The following is a 17059-nucleotide window of genomic DNA, read 5'->3' as shown; positions in this document are numbered from 1 at the left end:
CTCCCGCAGAGCGAAAACCCCCACTACATCAGGAGTTGACAGACCATGGCGGGCGAGGACAAGCTCCGCGACTATCTCAAGAAGGCCGTCGCCGACGTCCGTGAGGCACGCAGGCAACTGCGGGAGAGCGAGGACCGGCGCCACGAGCCGATCGCGATCGTCGGCATGGCGTGCCGCTACCCCGGCGGGGTGGCCTCGCCGGACGACCTGTGGCGGCTGGTCACCGACGGCGGCGACGCCGTGTCCGGCTTCCCGGACAACCGCGGCTGGGACCTGCACGCCCTGTACGACCCGGACCCCGGGCACACCGGCACCTCGTACACCCGCGAGGGCGGCTTCCTGCACGACGCCGACCGGTTCGAACCGGAGTTCTTCGGTCTGTCGCCCCGCGAGGCCGACGCGATCGACCCGCAGCAGCGGCTGCTGCTGGAGACCGCCTGGGAGGCCTTCGAAAGCGCCGCCGTCGACCCCACCGCCCTGCGCGGCTCCCGCACCGGCGTGTTCACCGGGCTGATGTACAGCGACTACGGCTCCCGGCCGCACCTGCGGCCGGACGACGCCGAGGGCTACCTGTTCAGCGGCAGCGCGGGCAGCATCGCGGCCGGCCGGCTCTCCTACACCTACGGCTTCGAGGGCCCCGCCGTCTCCGTCGACACCGCCTGCTCCTCGTCCCTGGTCGCCCTGCACCTCGCGGCGAACGCCCTGCGCAACGGCGAGTGCGACCTCGCCCTGGCCGGCGGCGCCACGGTGATGTCCACACCGGTCGCCTTCGTCGAGTTCTCCCGGCTGCGGGGCCTCGCCCCCGACGGGCGCTGCAAGTCCTTCGGCGCCGGAGCGGACGGCGTCGGCTGGGCCGAGGGCGTCGGACTGCTCCTCGTGGAGCGGCTCTCCGACGCGCGACGCAACGGGCACCGGGTGCTGGCGGTGGTGCGGGGCAGCGCGGTGAACCAGGACGGCGCGAGCAACGGTCTGACGGCGCCGAACGGTCCGTCGCAGGAGCGGGTGATCCGGCAGGCGCTGGCGGACGCCCGGCTGTCGGCGGCGGACGTGGACGCGGTGGAGGCGCACGGCACGGGCACCCGGCTCGGCGACCCGATCGAGGCGCAGGCGCTGCTCGCGACGTACGGGCAGGACCGGGAACGGCCGCTGTACCTAGGATCGTTGAAGTCGAACATCGGGCACGCGCAGGCGGCCGCCGGGGTTGGCGGCGTCATCAAGATGGTGCAGGCCATGCGCCACGGACGGCTGCCGCGCACCCTGCACGCCGACGAGCCGTCCCCGCACGTGGACTGGTCCGCCGGCGCGGTGGAACTGCTCACCGAGGAGCGTCCGTGGGCGCCCTCCGACCGCCCCCGCCGGGCCGGAGTGTCCTCCTTCGGCTTCGGCGGCACCAACGCCCACGTCATCGTCGAGGAGGCCCCCGCCGAGGCCGCCGACGAACCCACGCAGGAAACCACCCCCGTGCCCCTCCTGCCCTGGGTGCTGTCCGGCCGTACCCCGAAGGCACTGCGGGCCCAGGCGGAACGGCTGCTCGCCCACGTCGAGGACCACCCCGGCCTGCGCCCCCTGGACGTCGCCTACACCCTCGCCACCGGCCGCGCCGCCCTCGCCCACCGGGCCGTCGCCGTCTCCACCGACCGCGCCGGCCTCCTCACGGAACTCCGCACCCTCGACCCCCGTACACCCACCGACGGCGAACTCGCATTCGTGTTCTCGGGGCAGGGGTCGCAGCGGGTCGGGATGGGGCGTGAACTGGCGTCCGTCTTCCCGGTGTTCGCTTCTGCTTTGGGGGAGGTGTGTGCGGTTCTGGATCCGTTGCTGGGTGGGTCGTTGCGTGAGGTGATGTTCACCGGGGGTGAGGGTCGTTTGGATCGGACGGGGTGGACGCAGCCGGCGTTGTTCGCGTTCGAGGTGGCGTTGTTCCGTCTGCTGGAGTCGTGGGGTGTGGCTGCGGGTGTGGTGGCGGGGCATTCGGTGGGGGAGTTGGCGGCGGCGCATGTGGCGGGGGTGCTGTCGTTGGAGGATGCGTGCCGGGTGGTGGCTGCTCGGGCGGGTTTGATGGAGGCCTTGCCGGAGGGTGGGGTGATGGTGGCGCTGGAGGCTTCCGAGTCGGAGGTTGCCGGGCTGCTGGTGGGTCGTGAGGGGGAGGTGGGGGTCGCTGCGGTGAACGGGCCGCGTGCGGTGGTGGTTTCGGGGGACGAGGGTGCGGTGGAGGAGGTTGCGGCTCATTTCACCGGGCTGGGGCGTCGGGTGCGGCGGTTGGTGGTGTCGCATGCGTTTCATTCGCCGCGGATGGAGGGGATGCTGGAGGATTTCCGTACGGTGCTGAAGGGTGTGGAGTTCCGTCCGCCGCGTATTCCGGTGGTGTCGACGCTGACGGGTCGGCGTGCTGAGGGCGAGGATCTGCGGCGTCCGGAGTACTGGGTGCGTCAGGTGCGGCGCGCGGTGCGGTATGCCGATGCCGTGAGCGCGATGGAGGGGCACGGCGTCACCACCTTCCTCGAAATCGGCCCCGGCGGAGTGCTCGCCGCCCTCGCCGCCCAGGCCGTGAAGGACCCGGACGCGACGGTCGCCCTCGCCTCCGTGCGCGCCGGGCTGCCCGAGGCGGAGTCCGTGGTGCGCGCCCTGGGCGATGTGCACAGCCGCGGCGCCCGCGTGGACTGGGAGGCGTACTTCGCCGGGTCCGGCGCCCGCCGCGTCCCGCTGCCGGCCTACGCCTTCCAGCGGCGGCGGCACTGGCTCGACCAGGTCGCTCCGGCCGACGGCGCCCCCGGACGCCTCCCGCTCCCGGCGACCGCCGGGGAACCGGAGCCGGACGCCGAGCCCGCCGCCGTACCGCTGGCCGAGCGGCTCGCGGAGCTCACCGGAGCCCAACGCCACACCTACGTCCTGCAGATGGTCACCGCGCATCTGCAGACCGTGCTGAAGCTGACGGACCCCTCCGGCATCGCGCCGGCCAAGCCGTTCCTGGAACTCGGACTCGACTCCCTGACCGGGGTCGAGCTGCGCAACCGGCTCGCGGCGGACACCGGTCTGACGCTGCCCGCCACCGTGGTCTTCGACCACCCCAGCCCAGCCGCGCTCACCGCCTGCCTGCTGGACGCGGCGACCCCCGCGCCGGCCGGCCCGCGGGCCGCCGTCCGGGCCCGCATGGACGAGCTGGAGACCACGCTCGGCGCGCTGCCGGAGGGCGGTGACGTCCGTGCCGAGGCCGCGACCAGGCTGCGCCGTCTCCTGGAACACCTGACGGGGCAGGTGATGACCGCCACTCCGGCCACCGGTCCCGCGGACGCGGAGGAGCTGATCGCGGCCGCGTCCGCCGACGAGATCTTCGACTTCATCGACACCCAGCTCGGCCGAGCGGCGGACTGACCGGGTGCGGGCCGCCCGTCCGGGACGGCCCGCACGTCCGCGTGCCCCGCCCCGGAACTCCACGAGAGGCTCACTTCGCATGTCTGCTGTCCAGCCGCCCGCCACCTCCGACACGTCCACCCCGCTGCCGGCCCGGGAACAGAAACTGGTCGACTATCTGAAATGGGTGACCACGGACCTGCAGAAGGCGCGTGAGCGGATCTCCGAACTGGAGTCCGCCCCCACGGAACCCGTCGCCATCGTCGGTATGGCCTGCCGGTTCCCCGGCGGCGTCTCCTCACCCGACGAGCTGTGGCGGCTGGTCGCCGAGGGCCGCGACGCCATCGGCCCGTTCCCCGCCGACCGCGGCTGGGACCTGGACGCCCTCTACAGCCCCGACGCCGACGACCCCGGCACCTCCTACACCCGCGAGGCCGGGTTCCTGGACGGGGCGGCCCTGTTCGACGCGGACTTCTTCGGCATCTCGCCCCGCGAGGCGACGGCCATGGACCCCCAGCAGCGCGTCCTGCTGGAGACCGCGTGGGAGGCGCTGGAGGACGCCGGCATCGACCCCGCCGCCCTCAGGGGAACCAGCACCGGCGTGTTCGCCGGTGTGATCGAGCAGAGCTACCTCGGCCTGTCCGGGCCCGAGGAACTCGAGGGCCACCTGATGACCGGCAAGCTCAGCAGTGTCGCCTCCGGCCGGATCGCCTACGCCCTCGGCCTCGAAGGCCCCGCGCTGTCCGTGGACACGGCCTGCTCGTCCTCCCTGGTCGCCCTCCACCTCGCCGTGGAGTCCGTCCGGCGTGGCGAGTCCGCGCTCGCCCTGGCCGGCGGCGCCACCGTCACGGCGACACCCGGCGGCTTCGTCGACTTCAGCCGCCAGCGCGGCCTCGCCCCGGACGGACGGATCAAGTCCTTCGCCGCGGCCGCCGACGGCACCATCTGGTCCGAGGGCGTGGGCCTGCTGGTGGTGGAGCGGCTGTCGGACGCGCGGCGCAACGGGCACCGGGTGCTGGCCGTAGTGCGGGGCAGTGCGGTGAATCAGGACGGGGCGAGCAATGGTCTGACGGCGCCGAACGGTCCGTCGCAGGAGCGGGTGATCCGGCAGGCGCTGGCGGATGCCCGGCTGTCGGCGGCGGACGTGGATGTGGTGGAGGCGCACGGTACGGGGACCCGGCTCGGCGACCCGATCGAGGCGCAGGCGCTGCTCGCGACCTATGGGCAGGAGCGTGAACGGCCGCTGTACCTGGGGTCGTTGAAGTCCAACCTCGGGCACACGGTCGCCGCCGCCGGGGTCGGTGGGGTCATCAAGATGGTGCAGGCCATGCGCCACGGGCTGCTGCCGCGCACCCTGCACGTGGACGAGCCCACCCCCATGGTCGACTGGTCCGCCGGCGCGGTGGAACTCCTCACCGACGAGCGTCCGTGGCCGCGCACGGACCGGCCGCGCCGCGCCGCCGTCTCCGCGTTCGGGGTCAGCGGCACCAACGCCCACGTCATCCTGGAGGAAGACGCCGCCCCGCCGGAGCAGGACCGGGACGACGAACCGGCCGGCGGCACACAGCTGCCCGCGGTGCCCTGGTTCCTGTCCGCCCGCAGTGAGCAGGCCCTCGCCGCCCAGGCCGAACGGCTCCTCGCCCACCTCGCCCAGCACCCCGAGCCCACCGCCGCCGACATCGGCTACTCCCTGGCCGTCACCCGCACTCTGCACGACCACCGGGCCGCCGTCACCGGCGCCGACCGCGCCGAACTCGAAGCGGCCCTGCGCGAGATCGCCGCCGACCCCGCCCGCGCCCTTGCCCTGCCCGGCGCCGCACCCGGCGAACTCGCATTCGTGTTCTCGGGGCAGGGGTCGCAGCGGGTCGGGATGGGGCGTGAACTGGCGTCCGTCTTCCCGGTGTTCGCTTCTGCTTTGGGGGAGGTGTGTGCGGTTCTGGATCCGTTGCTGGGTGGGTCGTTGCGTGAGGTGATGTTCGGCGGCGGTGAGGGTCGTCTGGATCGGACGGGGTGGACGCAGCCGGCGTTGTTCGCGTTCGAGGTGGCGTTGTTCCGTCTGCTGGAGTCGTGGGGTGTGGCTGCGGGTGTGGTGGCGGGGCATTCGGTGGGGGAGCTGGCGGCGGCGCATGTGGCGGGGGTGCTGTCGTTGGAGGATGCGTGCCGGGTGGTGGCTGCTCGGGCAGGGTTGATGGAGGCGTTGCCGGAGGGTGGGGTGATGGTGGCGCTGGAGGCTTCCGAGTCGGAGGTTGCCGGGCTGCTGGTGGGTCGTGAGGGGGAGGTGGGGGTCGCGGCGGTGAACGGGCCGCGTGCGGTGGTGGTTTCGGGAGACGAGGGCGCGGTGGAGGAGGTCGCCGCTCACTTCGCCGGGCTGGGGCGGCGGGTGCGGCGGTTGGTGGTGTCGCATGCGTTTCATTCGCCGCGGATGGAGGGGATGCTGGAGGATTTCCGTACGGTGCTGAAGGGTGTGGAGTTCCGTCCGCCGCGTATCCCAGTGGTGTCGACGCTGACGGGTCGGCGTGCTGAGGGCGAGGATCTGCGGCGTCCGGAGTACTGGGTGCGTCAGGTGCGGCGCGCGGTGCGGTATGCCGATGCCGTGAGCGCGATGGAGGGTCACGGCGTCACCACCTTCCTCGAAATCGGCCCCGACAGCGTCCTGACCGCCCTCAACCGCGGCATCCTGGACGACCGGCCCCGCGTCCTCGCCCTCCAGCGGCGCGGCCGCGCCGAGGCCCGCACCCTCGTCGAGGCGCTCGCCGACCTGCACCTCGGCGGTGTCCCCGTCGACTGGGAGGCGTACTTCGCCGGGTCCGGCGCCCGCCGCGTCCCGCTGCCGACCTACGCCTTCCAGCACCGCCGCTACTGGGTGGAGGCGCCGCAGTCGACCGCCGATGCCGCCGGGCTCGGGCTCGACCGGGCCCAGCACCCGCTGCTCGGCGCGGCGCTCACCCTCGGCGACAGCGACGAGACCGTGTTCACCGCCGGCCTGTCGGCCCGCACCCACCCCTGGCTCGCCGGGCACACGGTGGCCGGCGAGGCCGTCGTACCCGACGCCGTGCTCGTCGAACTCGCCGTCCGCGCGGGCGACGAGACCGGCTGCACCACGGTGGAGACACTCACCCTGGACGATCCGCTGGTCCTGCCCGCGCAGGGCACCCTGCACCTTCAGCTCCGCGTCGGCGCCGCCGCCCCGGACGGCAGGCGCACCCTGACCGTGCACTCGCGAACCGAGGACCCCGCGGCCGCCTGGGTGCGCCACGCCCACGGAGTGCTGGGCGCCGCACCGCTCACCCCGTCGCCCGCCGTCCGGCTGCGGCAGTGGCCGCCCGCCGACGCCACCGCCGTGGACGCCGCCGACCTGCACGAGCGGTTCGCCGCCGCAGGCACCGGCGGCGCACCCGAACTGCGCTGCCTCACCGGCGTATGGCGGCGCGACGGCGAACTGTTCGCCGAGGTGCGGCTGCCGGACGGCCTCGCCGACCAGGCCGACGGCTACGGCATCCACCCCGCGCTGCTCGACGCCGCCCTGCGCCCGCTGCTCGGACCCGACCGCGCGGCGCGCGCCTGGAAGGGCGTCCGCCTGCACGCGACCGGCGCCCGGCAGCTGCGCGCCCGGCTCACCACCGATCCGGACACCGGCGCCACCGCCGTGCACCTGGCCGACCCGGCCGGCGAACCCGTCGCCGGCATCGACGCCGTCACCGCCGAAGCGGTCGACGCCGGCGCGCTCGCCGCGGCCCGCGCCCGCCACCACGACGCGCTGTTCCGCGTCCACTGGACCCCCCGCCCGCTGACGCCCGCCACGCTGCACTGGGCCGAACTCGGCACCGACGACGGCGAACCCGGCCCGGCCGCGCTCGCCGCCGCCGTCACCGCGGGCGCCCGGATCGACGCCGTACGGCTGCGGCTCGCCTCGCCCTCCGGCGCCACGCCCCCGCACGTCGTGCACGACACGGTGGGGCGGGCGCTGGAGCTGGCCCGGCAGTGGCTCGCCGAGGACGCCCTGGACGGCGTCCCGCTGGTCGTCCTCACCAGCGGCGCCGTCGCCGCCGACGACGGCGAGGACGTCCGCGACCTGGGTGCCGCGGCCGCCTGGGGCCTGCTGCGCTCCGCCCAGTCCGAAGCGCCGGGCCGTCTCGTCCTCGCCGACGTCCACGACCCGGACGCCCCGGGCCTGGACGCCGTCCTGTCCGCCGTGGTCGCCTCCGGCGAACCGCAGGCCGCCGTACGCCAGGAAGCGGCGGCCGCGGACGCCCGGGCCGCTGTGCGGGAGGACGCTTCGCCCGGGGGCGCCCGGGCCGCTGTACGGCAGGAAGGTGCCGCGCCGCGTGTGCTGGTGCCCCGGCTGGTCCGCGCCGAGCGGATCACCGGCCCCCGCTCACCCGTCTGGGACCCGGACGGCACCGTGCTGATCACCGGTGGCACCGGCTCGCTGGGCGCCCTGTTCGCCCGGCACCTGGTCACCGAGCACGGTGTGCGGCACCTGCTGCTGGTCAGCCGGCGCGGCGCCGACGCCCCCACGGCGGGGGCCCTGCGCGAGGAACTGACCGCGCTCGGCGCCTCGGTCACCGTCGCCGCCTGCGACGTCACCGACCGGGACGCCCTCGCCGCCCTGCTCGCACGGATCCCCGCCGCACACCCGCTGCGCGGCGTCGTGCACACCGCGGGCGTGCTCGACGACGGCGTGATCGCCGCCCAGACACCCGAGCGGCTCGCCCGCGTCCTCGCGCCCAAGGCGGACGCCGCCTGGCATCTGCACGACCTCACCCGCGGCCACGACCTGACCGCCTTCGTGCTGTTCTCGTCGATCGCCGCCGTCGTCGGCGGACCGGGCCAGTCCACCTACGCCGCCGCCAACGCCTTCCTCGACGCGCTGGCCAGGCACCGCGCCGCCCACGGCCTGCCCGCCACCTCCCTCTCCTGGGGCCTGTGGGCGCAGGCCTCCGAACTCACCGGCAACCTCACCGAGACCGACCTGCGGCGCATCGCCCGCAGCGGCTTCCGCCCCGTGCGGACCGACCAGGGCGTCGCCCTGTTCGACCTCGCGCTGCGGCTCGGCCGGCCCGACCCCGTGGCCACCCCGCTCGACACGGCCGTCCTGCGGGAGCAGCCCCGGATCCCCGCCGTGCTCGCCGGCCTGGTCCGCGTCCCCCGGCGCGCCACCGCGCACGGCGCGACCGACTCCACGCCGGCGCTCGCCGACCGGCTCGCCGGACTCGACGAACCCCGGGCACGGCACGCGGCGGTCCTCGCCGCCCTGCTGGAGGAGACCGCCCGCGTCCTCGGCCGTACCGGCGCCGACGGCATCGCGCCCGACCGCTCCTTCCCGCAACTCGGCCTCGACTCGCTCACCTCGGTCGAACTGCGCAACCGCATCACCGCGCTCACCGGCCTGACCCTGCCCGCCACCGTGGTCTTCGACCACCCGACGCCCGACGCCCTGGCCGGACACCTGCTCACCGCGCTCGCCCCCGACCCGGCGGCCGGTGCCTCGGCCGACGAGGTCGACTACGCGGCCGACATCCACCTCCCCGACGACATCCGCCCGGCCGCCGAGGTCGTACGGACCGTCAGCGATCCGCGCGAGATCCTGCTCACGGGAGCCAGCGGCTTCCTCGGCGCCTTCCTGCTGCGCGACCTGATGCGCACCACCACGGCCCGCATCCACTGCCTGGTCCGCGGCGCCGACCGGCAGGCCGCCGCACAGCGGCTGCACGAGAACCTGCGGTGGTACCGGGTGTGGGACGACATCGACGAGGAACGCCTGGAGATCGTCGTCGGCGACCTGGCGCAGCGCCGGCTCGGGCTCGGCGAGGAACGGTTCGACGCCCTCGCCCGCACCGTCGACGCCGTGTACCACGCCGGTGCCTCCGTGCACTGGCTCAAGCCCTACCAGGCGCTGCGCGACGCCAACGTCGACGGCACCCGCGAAGTGCTGCGGCTCGCGGCCCGGCACCGCACCGTGCCCGTCCACCACGTCTCCACCGTCGGCGTGTTCGACGGTCCGGTGACCCCGGGCGTCCCGCTGAAGGTGACCGACCCGACCGGCCCGGCCGAGGCGCTGCCCAGCGGCTATCTGCGCAGCAAGTGGGTCGCCGAGCAGGTCGTGGAGCTGGCCCGCACGCGTGGGCTGCCGGTGTCCGTCTACCGCGTCGACGTCATCTCCGGCGACCGCGACAACGGCGCCTGCCAGACCCGCGACTTCGTCTGGCTGAGCCTCAAGGGGCTGCTCCAGGCGGGCCTGGTCCCCGCCGGCGCCGGCGGCCGGTTCCATCTGCTGCCCGTCGACTACGTCAGCGCCGCGATCCTCGGCATCTCCACCCGTCCCCGCGGCGCCGGCGGCACCTACCACCTGTTCAACAGCAGCTCGCTGAGCCTCGCCGACTGCGTGACGTATCTGCGCCGGCTCGGGTACCGGATGCGGGAGACGGAACGGGAGCCGTGGCGGGAGGCGCTGCGCGCGGACCGGGACAACGCCCTGCTGCCGCTGCTGCACGCCTTCGAGATGATGACCTCCGACACCGACGCCTTCTACCCGGCCCTGGACACCGGGGAGACGGAGGCGGCACTCGCCGGCACAGGGGTCGAGTGCCCGCCGCTGACCGAGGAACTCTTCGGCAGGTACGTCGAGTTCTTCGTCCAGGAGGGCCACTTCCCGCCGGCCCCCTGACCGCGCCGCACACGCCGCCGGCCGCCGCCCCCGGTCAGGGGACGACGGCCGGCGGGACCCGGGGCGCGGACCGGCGGGGCCGGTGCGGGGCGCGGTGGGTCAGAGGATGTCGGTGCCCGGGTCCAGACCCAGCAGGACCCGGCCCTGCACCTCCAGGTTGGTGTGCACCTGGGCGAGCGCGTGCAGCGAGAAGCCGAGGATGTCGCGGTGATAGCGCTGGAAGGGCACACTGCGCTTGATCACCGAGGCGCCGCTCATCGAGTGCAGCAACTCCACGGCCTGCTTGGCGAGGTCGGCCGCGAACGCCGCCTTGCCGCGCACCTGCGCCTTCTCCTCGTCCGTGGGCGGCACGCCCGCGTCGGCGCGCTCCTGCAGCAGCCGCACGATCCGGTCGGTGAGCGCGGCGCCGGCGTCGATCCGGTTGGCGGCGCCCGCCACCTGCTGCTGGGTGAGCGGGTGCTGCCGCTGGTCCTCCCACGAGGTGTAGGTGATGCCCCGGCCCGGCAGCCGCTGAAGGAACAGCTCGTACGCCCCGCGGGCGATGCCGGTGGCCATCGCCGCGTACAGCGTCATGATGAACGCGACGGCGCCGTAACCCCGGCCCGGCACCTGCGCGTTCCACCGTTCACCGGTCTCGCCGGTGACGGCGCCCTCGTAGGAGACGATCCGGTGCGCGGGGACGAAGACCTCCTGCGCGACGGTGGTGGCGCTGCCGGTGCCGCGGCCCGCCGAGACGTCCCAGTCGTCGACGATGGACAGTTCCCGCAGCGGGACGAGGGCGAAGAACTCCTCCTCGGTGCCGTCCTCCCGCTCCAGGACCGCCGCCACGCAGTCCCAGTCGGCCGCGTGGCAGCCCGAGTTGTAGTTCCAGCGGCCCGTGAGCAGATAGCCGTCCGTCACGGGGGTGAGACGGCCGGTGGGGGCGAAACCGAGCGAGACGCGCACCGCGCCCGCGTCGAACACCTCCTTCTGCGCCTGGTCCGGGAAGAGGCCGGCCATGACCGCGCCGGTGAGCCACACCGTCATGTCCCAGCCGGTCGAGGGACAGCAGCGGGCCACCTCGCCCACCACCGCCGCCTGTTGCCCCGGGGGCAGGTCCAGGCCGCCGAACCGCTCGGGCACCGCCATGCGGAACACCCCGGACCGCTCCAGCAGCCTCAGCGTCTCGCGCGGCGGCTGGCCCAGCTCCTCCGCCTCGGCGCCGTGCTCCCGGATCACGGGGGCGGCGGCACGCACGGCGTCCAGCACTCCGGCCGATACCTGACGATCAGTCACACTTTCCTCCGAACTGGCTGTGCCCGCCGGTAGACGGACATCCCGCCCGGAAGCTAGCCAGGCCGTTCCACCGCCCGGCCACGACCCGGTCACCGTGCGGTCATCCCGCGCACAGATCTTCCGCGCCGCCCCGGGAAATCCGGGGCGCTGCCGGGGCGAATTGCTCGGTCACCCGCCGGTAATCGGCTGGTAATCGCGGGGGAATCGGGCAGGCATTGCGCGGTCATTGCAGAGGTGAATTACGAGGAGGGGGGCCGTGGGGGAAACGGAAGAGAATCCCCCACGGACCCCCTGGCGCGCCCGTGGACTCAGACCGCCTCGGCCTGCTCCGCGGTGCGCTGGTCGTACTCCGCGCGGGCCGAGGCGATCTCGCTCTGGTGCTCCTCGGTCCAGATGACGAGGCTGCGGATCGTGTCGTGCAGCGTCGCCCCGAGCGGCGTCAACTCGTACTCGACACGGGGCGGAACCACCGGGTGAACCGTGCGTTTCACCAGGCCATCGCGTTCCAGCTGGCGGAGCGTGACGGTGAGCATGCGCTGGCTGATGCCCTCGATCAGCCGGCGCAGCTCACTGAAGCGCAGGGTGCGGCTCTCCAGCAGCGCTATCACCAGCAGGGACCACTTGTCCGCCACCCGGTCCAGGATCTGCCGCACCTCACAGCCCTGCCGGGTGTCCCACTGCATCACCTCGTAGTCGGCGGTACCCGCGCAGTGAGTCGGTGACTTCAAAGTGCCTTCTTCCATAGCCATGGAGCCTGCCCGATGATGCCTGTGGTTACAAGTGGGAACCGCACCCGGCTCTTCCGCCTGCCTGGCATACGAGTTGGTGACTCAAGCGGTCGCCCCCCTTCCGTCCTTCCTTTTTCTCCAGCAAGGAGTCAATTCCGTGTCCGCACTGCAATCCTCTCCGGACAGCGGCACTGATCGCATGAGCGGACGCGCTTGGGGCGTGCTGTTCGTGCTGTGTGGTGCGATCTTCCTCGAGGGCGTCGACGTGGCCATGCTCAACGTGGCCCTGCCGTCGATCCGGGCCGACCTGGGCATGTCCACCGGCATGCTCCAGTGGGTGATGAGCGCCTACGTCCTCGGCTACGGCGGCTTCATGCTGCTCGGCGGGCGCGCCGCCGACCTCTTCGGGCGCCGCCAGATGTTCCTGTTCTGGCTGACCGTGTTCCTGCTGTTCTCCGGGCTCGGCGGACTCGCCACCGACGGCTGGATGCTGATCGTCGCCCGGTTCGTCACCGGTGTGTCGGCCGCGTTCATGACCCCGGCCGGCCTGTCCGTCATCACCACCAGCTTCGAAGAGGGCCCGCAGCGCAACAAGGCCCTGCTGGTGTACTCGGGCACCGCGGCCGGCGGCTTCTCCATCGGCCTGGTGATCGGTGGTCTGCTCGCCTCGGTCGACTGGCGCTGGGTGTTCTTCGCCCCGGTGATCCTCTCCTTCCTCATCCTGGTCACCGGCGCCGCCCTGATCCCCAAGTCCGCGAAGCCCGACCGCGACGGGCAGGGCATGGACGTGGCCGGCGCGATCAGCGTGACGGCGGCGATCCTGCTGCTGGTCTTCTCCGTCGAGCGCGCCACCCATGTCCCGGCCGCGCAGACCACGCTGACCGTCGCCGCGAGCCTGGTGCTCTTCGTCGCCTTCGCGCTGATCGAACGCAAGGCGTCCGCCCCGCTGGTCCGCCTCGGCCTGTTCCGCGCCGGCTCGCTGGTCCGCGCCAACCTCGCCGGACTGCTGTTCGCCGCAGGGTTCTTCGGCTTCCAGTTCATCGTCGTGCTCTACCTGCAGGAGCTGCGGGGCTGGTCCACCCTGCAGACCAGCTTCGCGATGATCGTCATCGGCATCGACGCGATCCTGTCGCCGACCCTCACCCCGAAGCTGGTGAACAAGTTCGGCAACGCCCGGGTCATCTTCGGCGGTCTGCTGCTGGCCGTGCTGTCCTACGCTCTGATGCTGCCCCTGGGCCTGGACTGGACGTACCTGATGATGTTCCCGAGCCTGATCGTGCTCGGCCTGTCCTTCTCGCTGGCCTACGGCCCGCTGACCATCGTCGCCACCGAGGGCATCGACGAGGAGGAGCAGGGCGTGGCCGGCGGTCTGCTGTACACCTGCTTCCAGTTCGGCGCCGCGCTCGGCCTGTCCTCCGCCACCGCGGCCATCACCGCCGCGACCGACGGCACGGGACCGCAGGCCATGCTGGACGGCTACCGCGCCGCGCTCGTCGTACCGCTGGTCGCCGCCGCGCTCGCCGTCCTCGTCAGCGTGTTCGGGCTGCGCAGCCGCTCGGGCGTCCAGGCCGAGGACCCGGCCCTGGCGAGCGGCCCGCTGCTGGAGTCGGTCGAGACCACGCACTGACGAAACCCCGCGCCGGCCCACCGGGGCCGGCGCGGGCCACTTCGGCCCGGCGCGCGCCGGGCCGCCCGAGAACTCGCCCCAGGTCAATCCCCCGGACCTGGGGCGAACCCCTTTCCGCACCCCGGTGCCGAGGCCCGGACGGCACATGTGCCGTCCGGGCCTCGGCGCGTGTGCCCTCCGGACTTCGGCGCGTGTGCCGTAGGGGCCTCGGCGCGTGTGCCCTTCGTACTCCGGCGGGCGCCTGTGCCCTCCGGGTTGCCGTCGAATGTGCGTCCCGGTCTCGGTGTGCGGGCCGGAGGCTTACCGGCCGCTGACCCCGCGCACACCCGGCGAAGAGAAGGAGGCCGGGGCGGAGATTCTCGGATTACCGGCCCAAGAGCACCCCTCAGCAGACTGAATTCCGCACACCGGCTCTGCGTACAACCGTTCCGTATCCGCCCCGGAGAACACGGCCGGAACGAGCCCGGAAGCAAACCGCTGAGGAGGCAGAATGATCACGAACGACGGTGCGATCGCCGCGGTGCTCGACGAGGTGAAAGCCCAGGCCGGCCGGTTCCGGGATTCCGGTCTCAGGGCCGAGGAACGGCGCTGGATTCCCGACGAGAACATCGAACTCCTCGAAAAGGCAGGCGTTTTCCGGCTCAACGTGCCGAGCCGCTTCGGCGGTCTTGAGGCCCCGGTCGCCGACCAGGTGCGCATCCTCGGCGAGATCGCCCGCGCCGACACCGCGACCGGCTGGGTCGCGATGATCTGGGTGTCCAGCTCCTGGGTGCCGAGCCTGTTCCCGGACGAGGCGCAGAAGGAGGTCTACGCCGACGGCTCCGTGCGGGTGTCCACCGGCTTCACCCCCAGCGGCACCCTCACCGCGCAGGACGGCGGGTACTCCCTCAGCGGCAGCTGGAAGTGGATCTCCGGCTCGCGCGGCGCCGGCTGGGCGCTGCTCGCCGCGATCCAGGCCGCCCCCGACGGCACGCCGGTTCCGTACGCCGCCCTGGTGCCCTTCTCCGAGCTGGACATCGCCGACGACTGGCACGCTTCCTCCGCCGCGGGCACCGGCAGTTCCACGGTCACCGCGAACGGCGTGAAGGTGCCGGCGCACCGCGTCGTCCTGCTGCCCGAGGTGCTCGCCGGCACCACCGGCGGCCGGTCCAACACGGGCCCGACGGGCCGCAATTACGCCTTCATCCCGTTCTTCATGGCGCAGGGCGCCTCCGCCTACCTCGGCATCGCCCGCGGCGCCTTCGACCTGTTCCTCGAGCGGCTGCCGGGACGCGGCATCACCTACACCTCCTGGACCGACCAGAGCCAGTCGCCGCTGACCCAGATCCAGGTCGCCACCGCCGCGAACAAGATCGCCGCGGCCGAGGCGCTGCAGGAGACCTGGCTGCGGCTGCTGCAGGAGCACGCCGACGCGGGAACGCTGCCCTCCGTCGAGGAGCGGGCGGCGGTGCGCGGCCAGGCCGGGTACGCGATCCAGCTCGCCAAGGAGGCCGTCGACGAGCTGTTCGAGGCCAGCGGCGCCTCGGTGATCCTGCGGGACGTGCCCTTCCAGCGCTTCCATCGCGACCTGCGCGGTCTCGCGCTGCACGCCCTGTTCGTCTTCAACACCAACCAGGAGGTCCACGGCCGCGCCCTGCTGGGCCTCGCTCCGGACACGCCGTTCCTCTGACCCGTTGAGCGGCGCCGCACCGGCGCCACCGACGCGGCGCACCGGCGCCCGCGCCGTCGGCACGTGAGGCGGGCTCCGGCGCCGGCCGCTTCCTCCGCACGCCCGCAGGGGGCACCGGACGAATCCCCCCGTCCGGTGCCCCCTGCGCTCTGTTCGGCACATCCCCCTTCAGCACGGGAGACGAAGCCATGACGCAGTCAGACATCCTGGTCCTCGGCAGTACCGGCAAGACCGGACGCCGCGTCGTCGAGGCCCTGCGCGCCCGGGGCGCGACGGTCCGGGCCGCCGGGCGGTCCGCCGAGGTCCGCTTCGACTGGAGCGACGACGGCACGTGGGAGGCCGCCCTCACCGGTGTCCGCGCCGCCTATCTCGTGGACCGTCAGGACCAGCCCGGCACCTTTGACGCGGCGGCGGAGATCGCCGCCCTGGCCAAGCTCGCGGCCGACAGCGGCGTCGAACGGCTGGTCCTGCTGCAGGCCCGCACCACCGGCCCGGTCGGCGGCAAGGACCTGAGCGCCGGCGAGCGCGGCGTGCGGGACTCCGGAGCCGAGTGGACGGTGCTGCGCCCCAACTGGTTCTTCCAGAACTTCGACGAGGGCGTGCTGCTGGACTCCGTCCGCGCCGGTGAGCTGCGGCTGCCCGCGGGCGACGGCCGTGAACCCTTCGTGGACGCCGCGGACGTCGCCGAGGTGGCCGCCGCGGCCCTGCTGGACGACGGCCACCACGGCCGCGTGTACGACCTGAGCGGCGCCCGCACCCTCACCCTCGCCGAGGCCGCCGAGGAGATCTCCCGCGCGTCCGGGCGCCCCGTCCGCTACGTCCCCGTCGCACACGACGACTACGTGGCGGAACTCGTCTCCTACGACGTGCCCCCCGACTACGCGACGTTCGTCGCCGATCTCGTCGGGCAGATCCGGGAAAGCCGGAACGCCGCACCCACCCACACCGTGGAACGCGTTCTGGGCCGCCCGCCGCGGGACTTCACGGATTTCGTCCGGGAAGCCGCCGCGCGCGGCGCGTGGAACGCCTGATTCCCGCACCCGCCGGCTTTCCCGCGACACCCCGGGTTCCCCGGCGGTGAGTCGGTGACTTCAAAGTGCCTTCTTCTGCGCGGAGCCGGGGTGCGGCACTCTGAGAACGTTGCTTCGTTGCTTCGTGTTTTCGTTTCATCGGTCTTCGTATTTCGACTTTCTTTGAGGTGCCGCGATGGGTGCTGTGAAGGTGGCTTCGTTCTCGGACATCGAGAGTGCCTTCGAAAGCTATGTCCAGGACATCGTCTACTGCACGATGATCACCGTCGACAAGAAGGGGCGCCCCCGCGCACGCGTGCTGCTGCCTATCTGGGAAACGGTGGACGGCCGCCCGGTCGGCTGGCTCGCGGCGTACAAGACCCCCGTCAAGGCGGCCCATCTGGCGAACAATCCGCACACCACGTATGCGTACTGGAATCCGCGGCAGAACGCCGTCTTCGTCGACAGCCTCTCCTACTGGGTGGACGACGCGGAAACCAAGAAATACGCCTGGGACCTGTACGCCAAGGGAAGCCCGCGCGGTGTCGGATACAACCCGCGGAATTTCTGGCGGCTCGGCCCCGAGGACCCGGAGTACCACGTCATCAAGATCGAACCGTGGCGGGTGCAGGTGCTGCGCGGCTCGGACCTGAGCAGCCGCATCTGGACCGACGAGTCACGCGCCTGAGCGGCCAGGGGCGGGGCGGGAGCTGGGGCGGGCCGCCCGGCCCG

General features: G+C 73.1%; 7 protein-coding genes and 1 pseudogene. 6 read left to right on the top strand and 2 right to left on the bottom strand.

Annotated elements, in window-relative coordinates; translation table 11 throughout:
* Positions 1-48: 48 nt before the first annotated feature.
* Positions 49-3372: pseudogene (locus AC0B9F_RS08645) on the top strand (type I polyketide synthase); the annotation flags it as partial.
* Between the two features lie 124 nt (positions 3373-3496).
* Positions 3497-10018, top strand: a complete 6522-nt coding sequence (locus AC0B9F_RS08640; RefSeq protein WP_472000892.1) for a thioester reductase domain-containing protein — start codon at positions 3497-3499, stop codon at positions 10016-10018.
* Positions 10019-10117: 99 nt separating this feature from the next.
* On the opposite strand, the gene AC0B9F_RS08635 is transcribed toward AC0B9F_RS08640, so the two are convergent.
* On the bottom strand, positions 10118-11293 hold the full coding sequence (locus tag AC0B9F_RS08635; RefSeq protein WP_472000021.1) for an acyl-CoA dehydrogenase family protein: 1176 nt from the start codon (positions 11291-11293) through the stop codon (positions 10118-10120).
* Between the two features lie 308 nt (positions 11294-11601).
* On the bottom strand, positions 11602-12036 hold the full coding sequence (locus AC0B9F_RS08630; protein WP_472000890.1) for a winged helix-turn-helix transcriptional regulator: 435 nt from the start codon (positions 12034-12036) through the stop codon (positions 11602-11604).
* Positions 12037-12220: 184 nt separating this feature from the next.
* Between AC0B9F_RS08630 and AC0B9F_RS08625 the strand changes: the two genes are divergently transcribed.
* The 4 genes from AC0B9F_RS08625 to AC0B9F_RS08610 all read left to right on the top strand — a co-directional run bounded on the left by AC0B9F_RS08625 (position 12221) and on the right by AC0B9F_RS08610 (position 17015).
* Positions 12221-13648, top strand: a complete 1428-nt coding sequence (locus tag AC0B9F_RS08625) for an MFS transporter (RefSeq protein ID WP_472000018.1) — start codon at positions 12221-12223, stop codon at positions 13646-13648.
* 490 nt (positions 13649-14138) lie between these two features.
* Positions 14139-15317 (top strand): acyl-CoA dehydrogenase family protein, encoded by a 1179-nt coding sequence (locus AC0B9F_RS08620; RefSeq protein WP_472000016.1) that lies wholly within the window; start codon positions 14139-14141, stop codon positions 15315-15317.
* A 188-nt stretch (positions 15318-15505) separates the two neighbouring features.
* A complete protein-coding gene (locus AC0B9F_RS08615) occupies positions 15506-16348 on the top strand; it encodes an NAD(P)H-binding protein (protein ID WP_472000013.1) in 843 nt (280 codons plus the stop codon).
* A 175-nt stretch (positions 16349-16523) separates the two neighbouring features.
* Positions 16524-17015 carry a pyridoxamine 5'-phosphate oxidase family protein gene (locus AC0B9F_RS08610; RefSeq protein ID WP_472000010.1) on the top strand — a complete coding sequence of 164 codons (492 nt, stop codon included), beginning with the start codon at positions 16524-16526 and terminating at the stop codon, positions 17013-17015.
* Positions 17016-17059: the final 44 nt, after the last annotated feature.

Source organism: Streptomyces sp. NPDC097129, assembly GCF_055668065.1.
Note: the sequence above shows the minus strand (reverse complement) of the source record. Positions and strands in the feature narration are given on the sequence as shown.

Excerpts from the sequence above, each read along its gene's own strand:
- AC0B9F_RS08630 (WP_472000890.1), bottom strand. The coding sequence starts at position 12,036 with ATGGAAGAAGGCACTTTGAAGTCACCGACTCACTGCGCGGGTACCGCC.
- AC0B9F_RS08610 (WP_472000010.1), top strand. The coding sequence starts at position 16,524 with ATGGGTGCTGTGAAGGTGGCTTCGTTCTCGGACATCGAGAGTGCCTTC.
- AC0B9F_RS08620 (WP_472000016.1), top strand. The coding sequence starts at position 14,139 with ATGATCACGAACGACGGTGCGATCGCCGCGGTGCTCGACGAGGTGAAA.
- AC0B9F_RS08615 (WP_472000013.1), top strand. The coding sequence starts at position 15,506 with ATGACGCAGTCAGACATCCTGGTCCTCGGCAGTACCGGCAAGACCGGA.
- AC0B9F_RS08625 (WP_472000018.1), top strand. The coding sequence starts at position 12,221 with ATGAGCGGACGCGCTTGGGGCGTGCTGTTCGTGCTGTGTGGTGCGATC.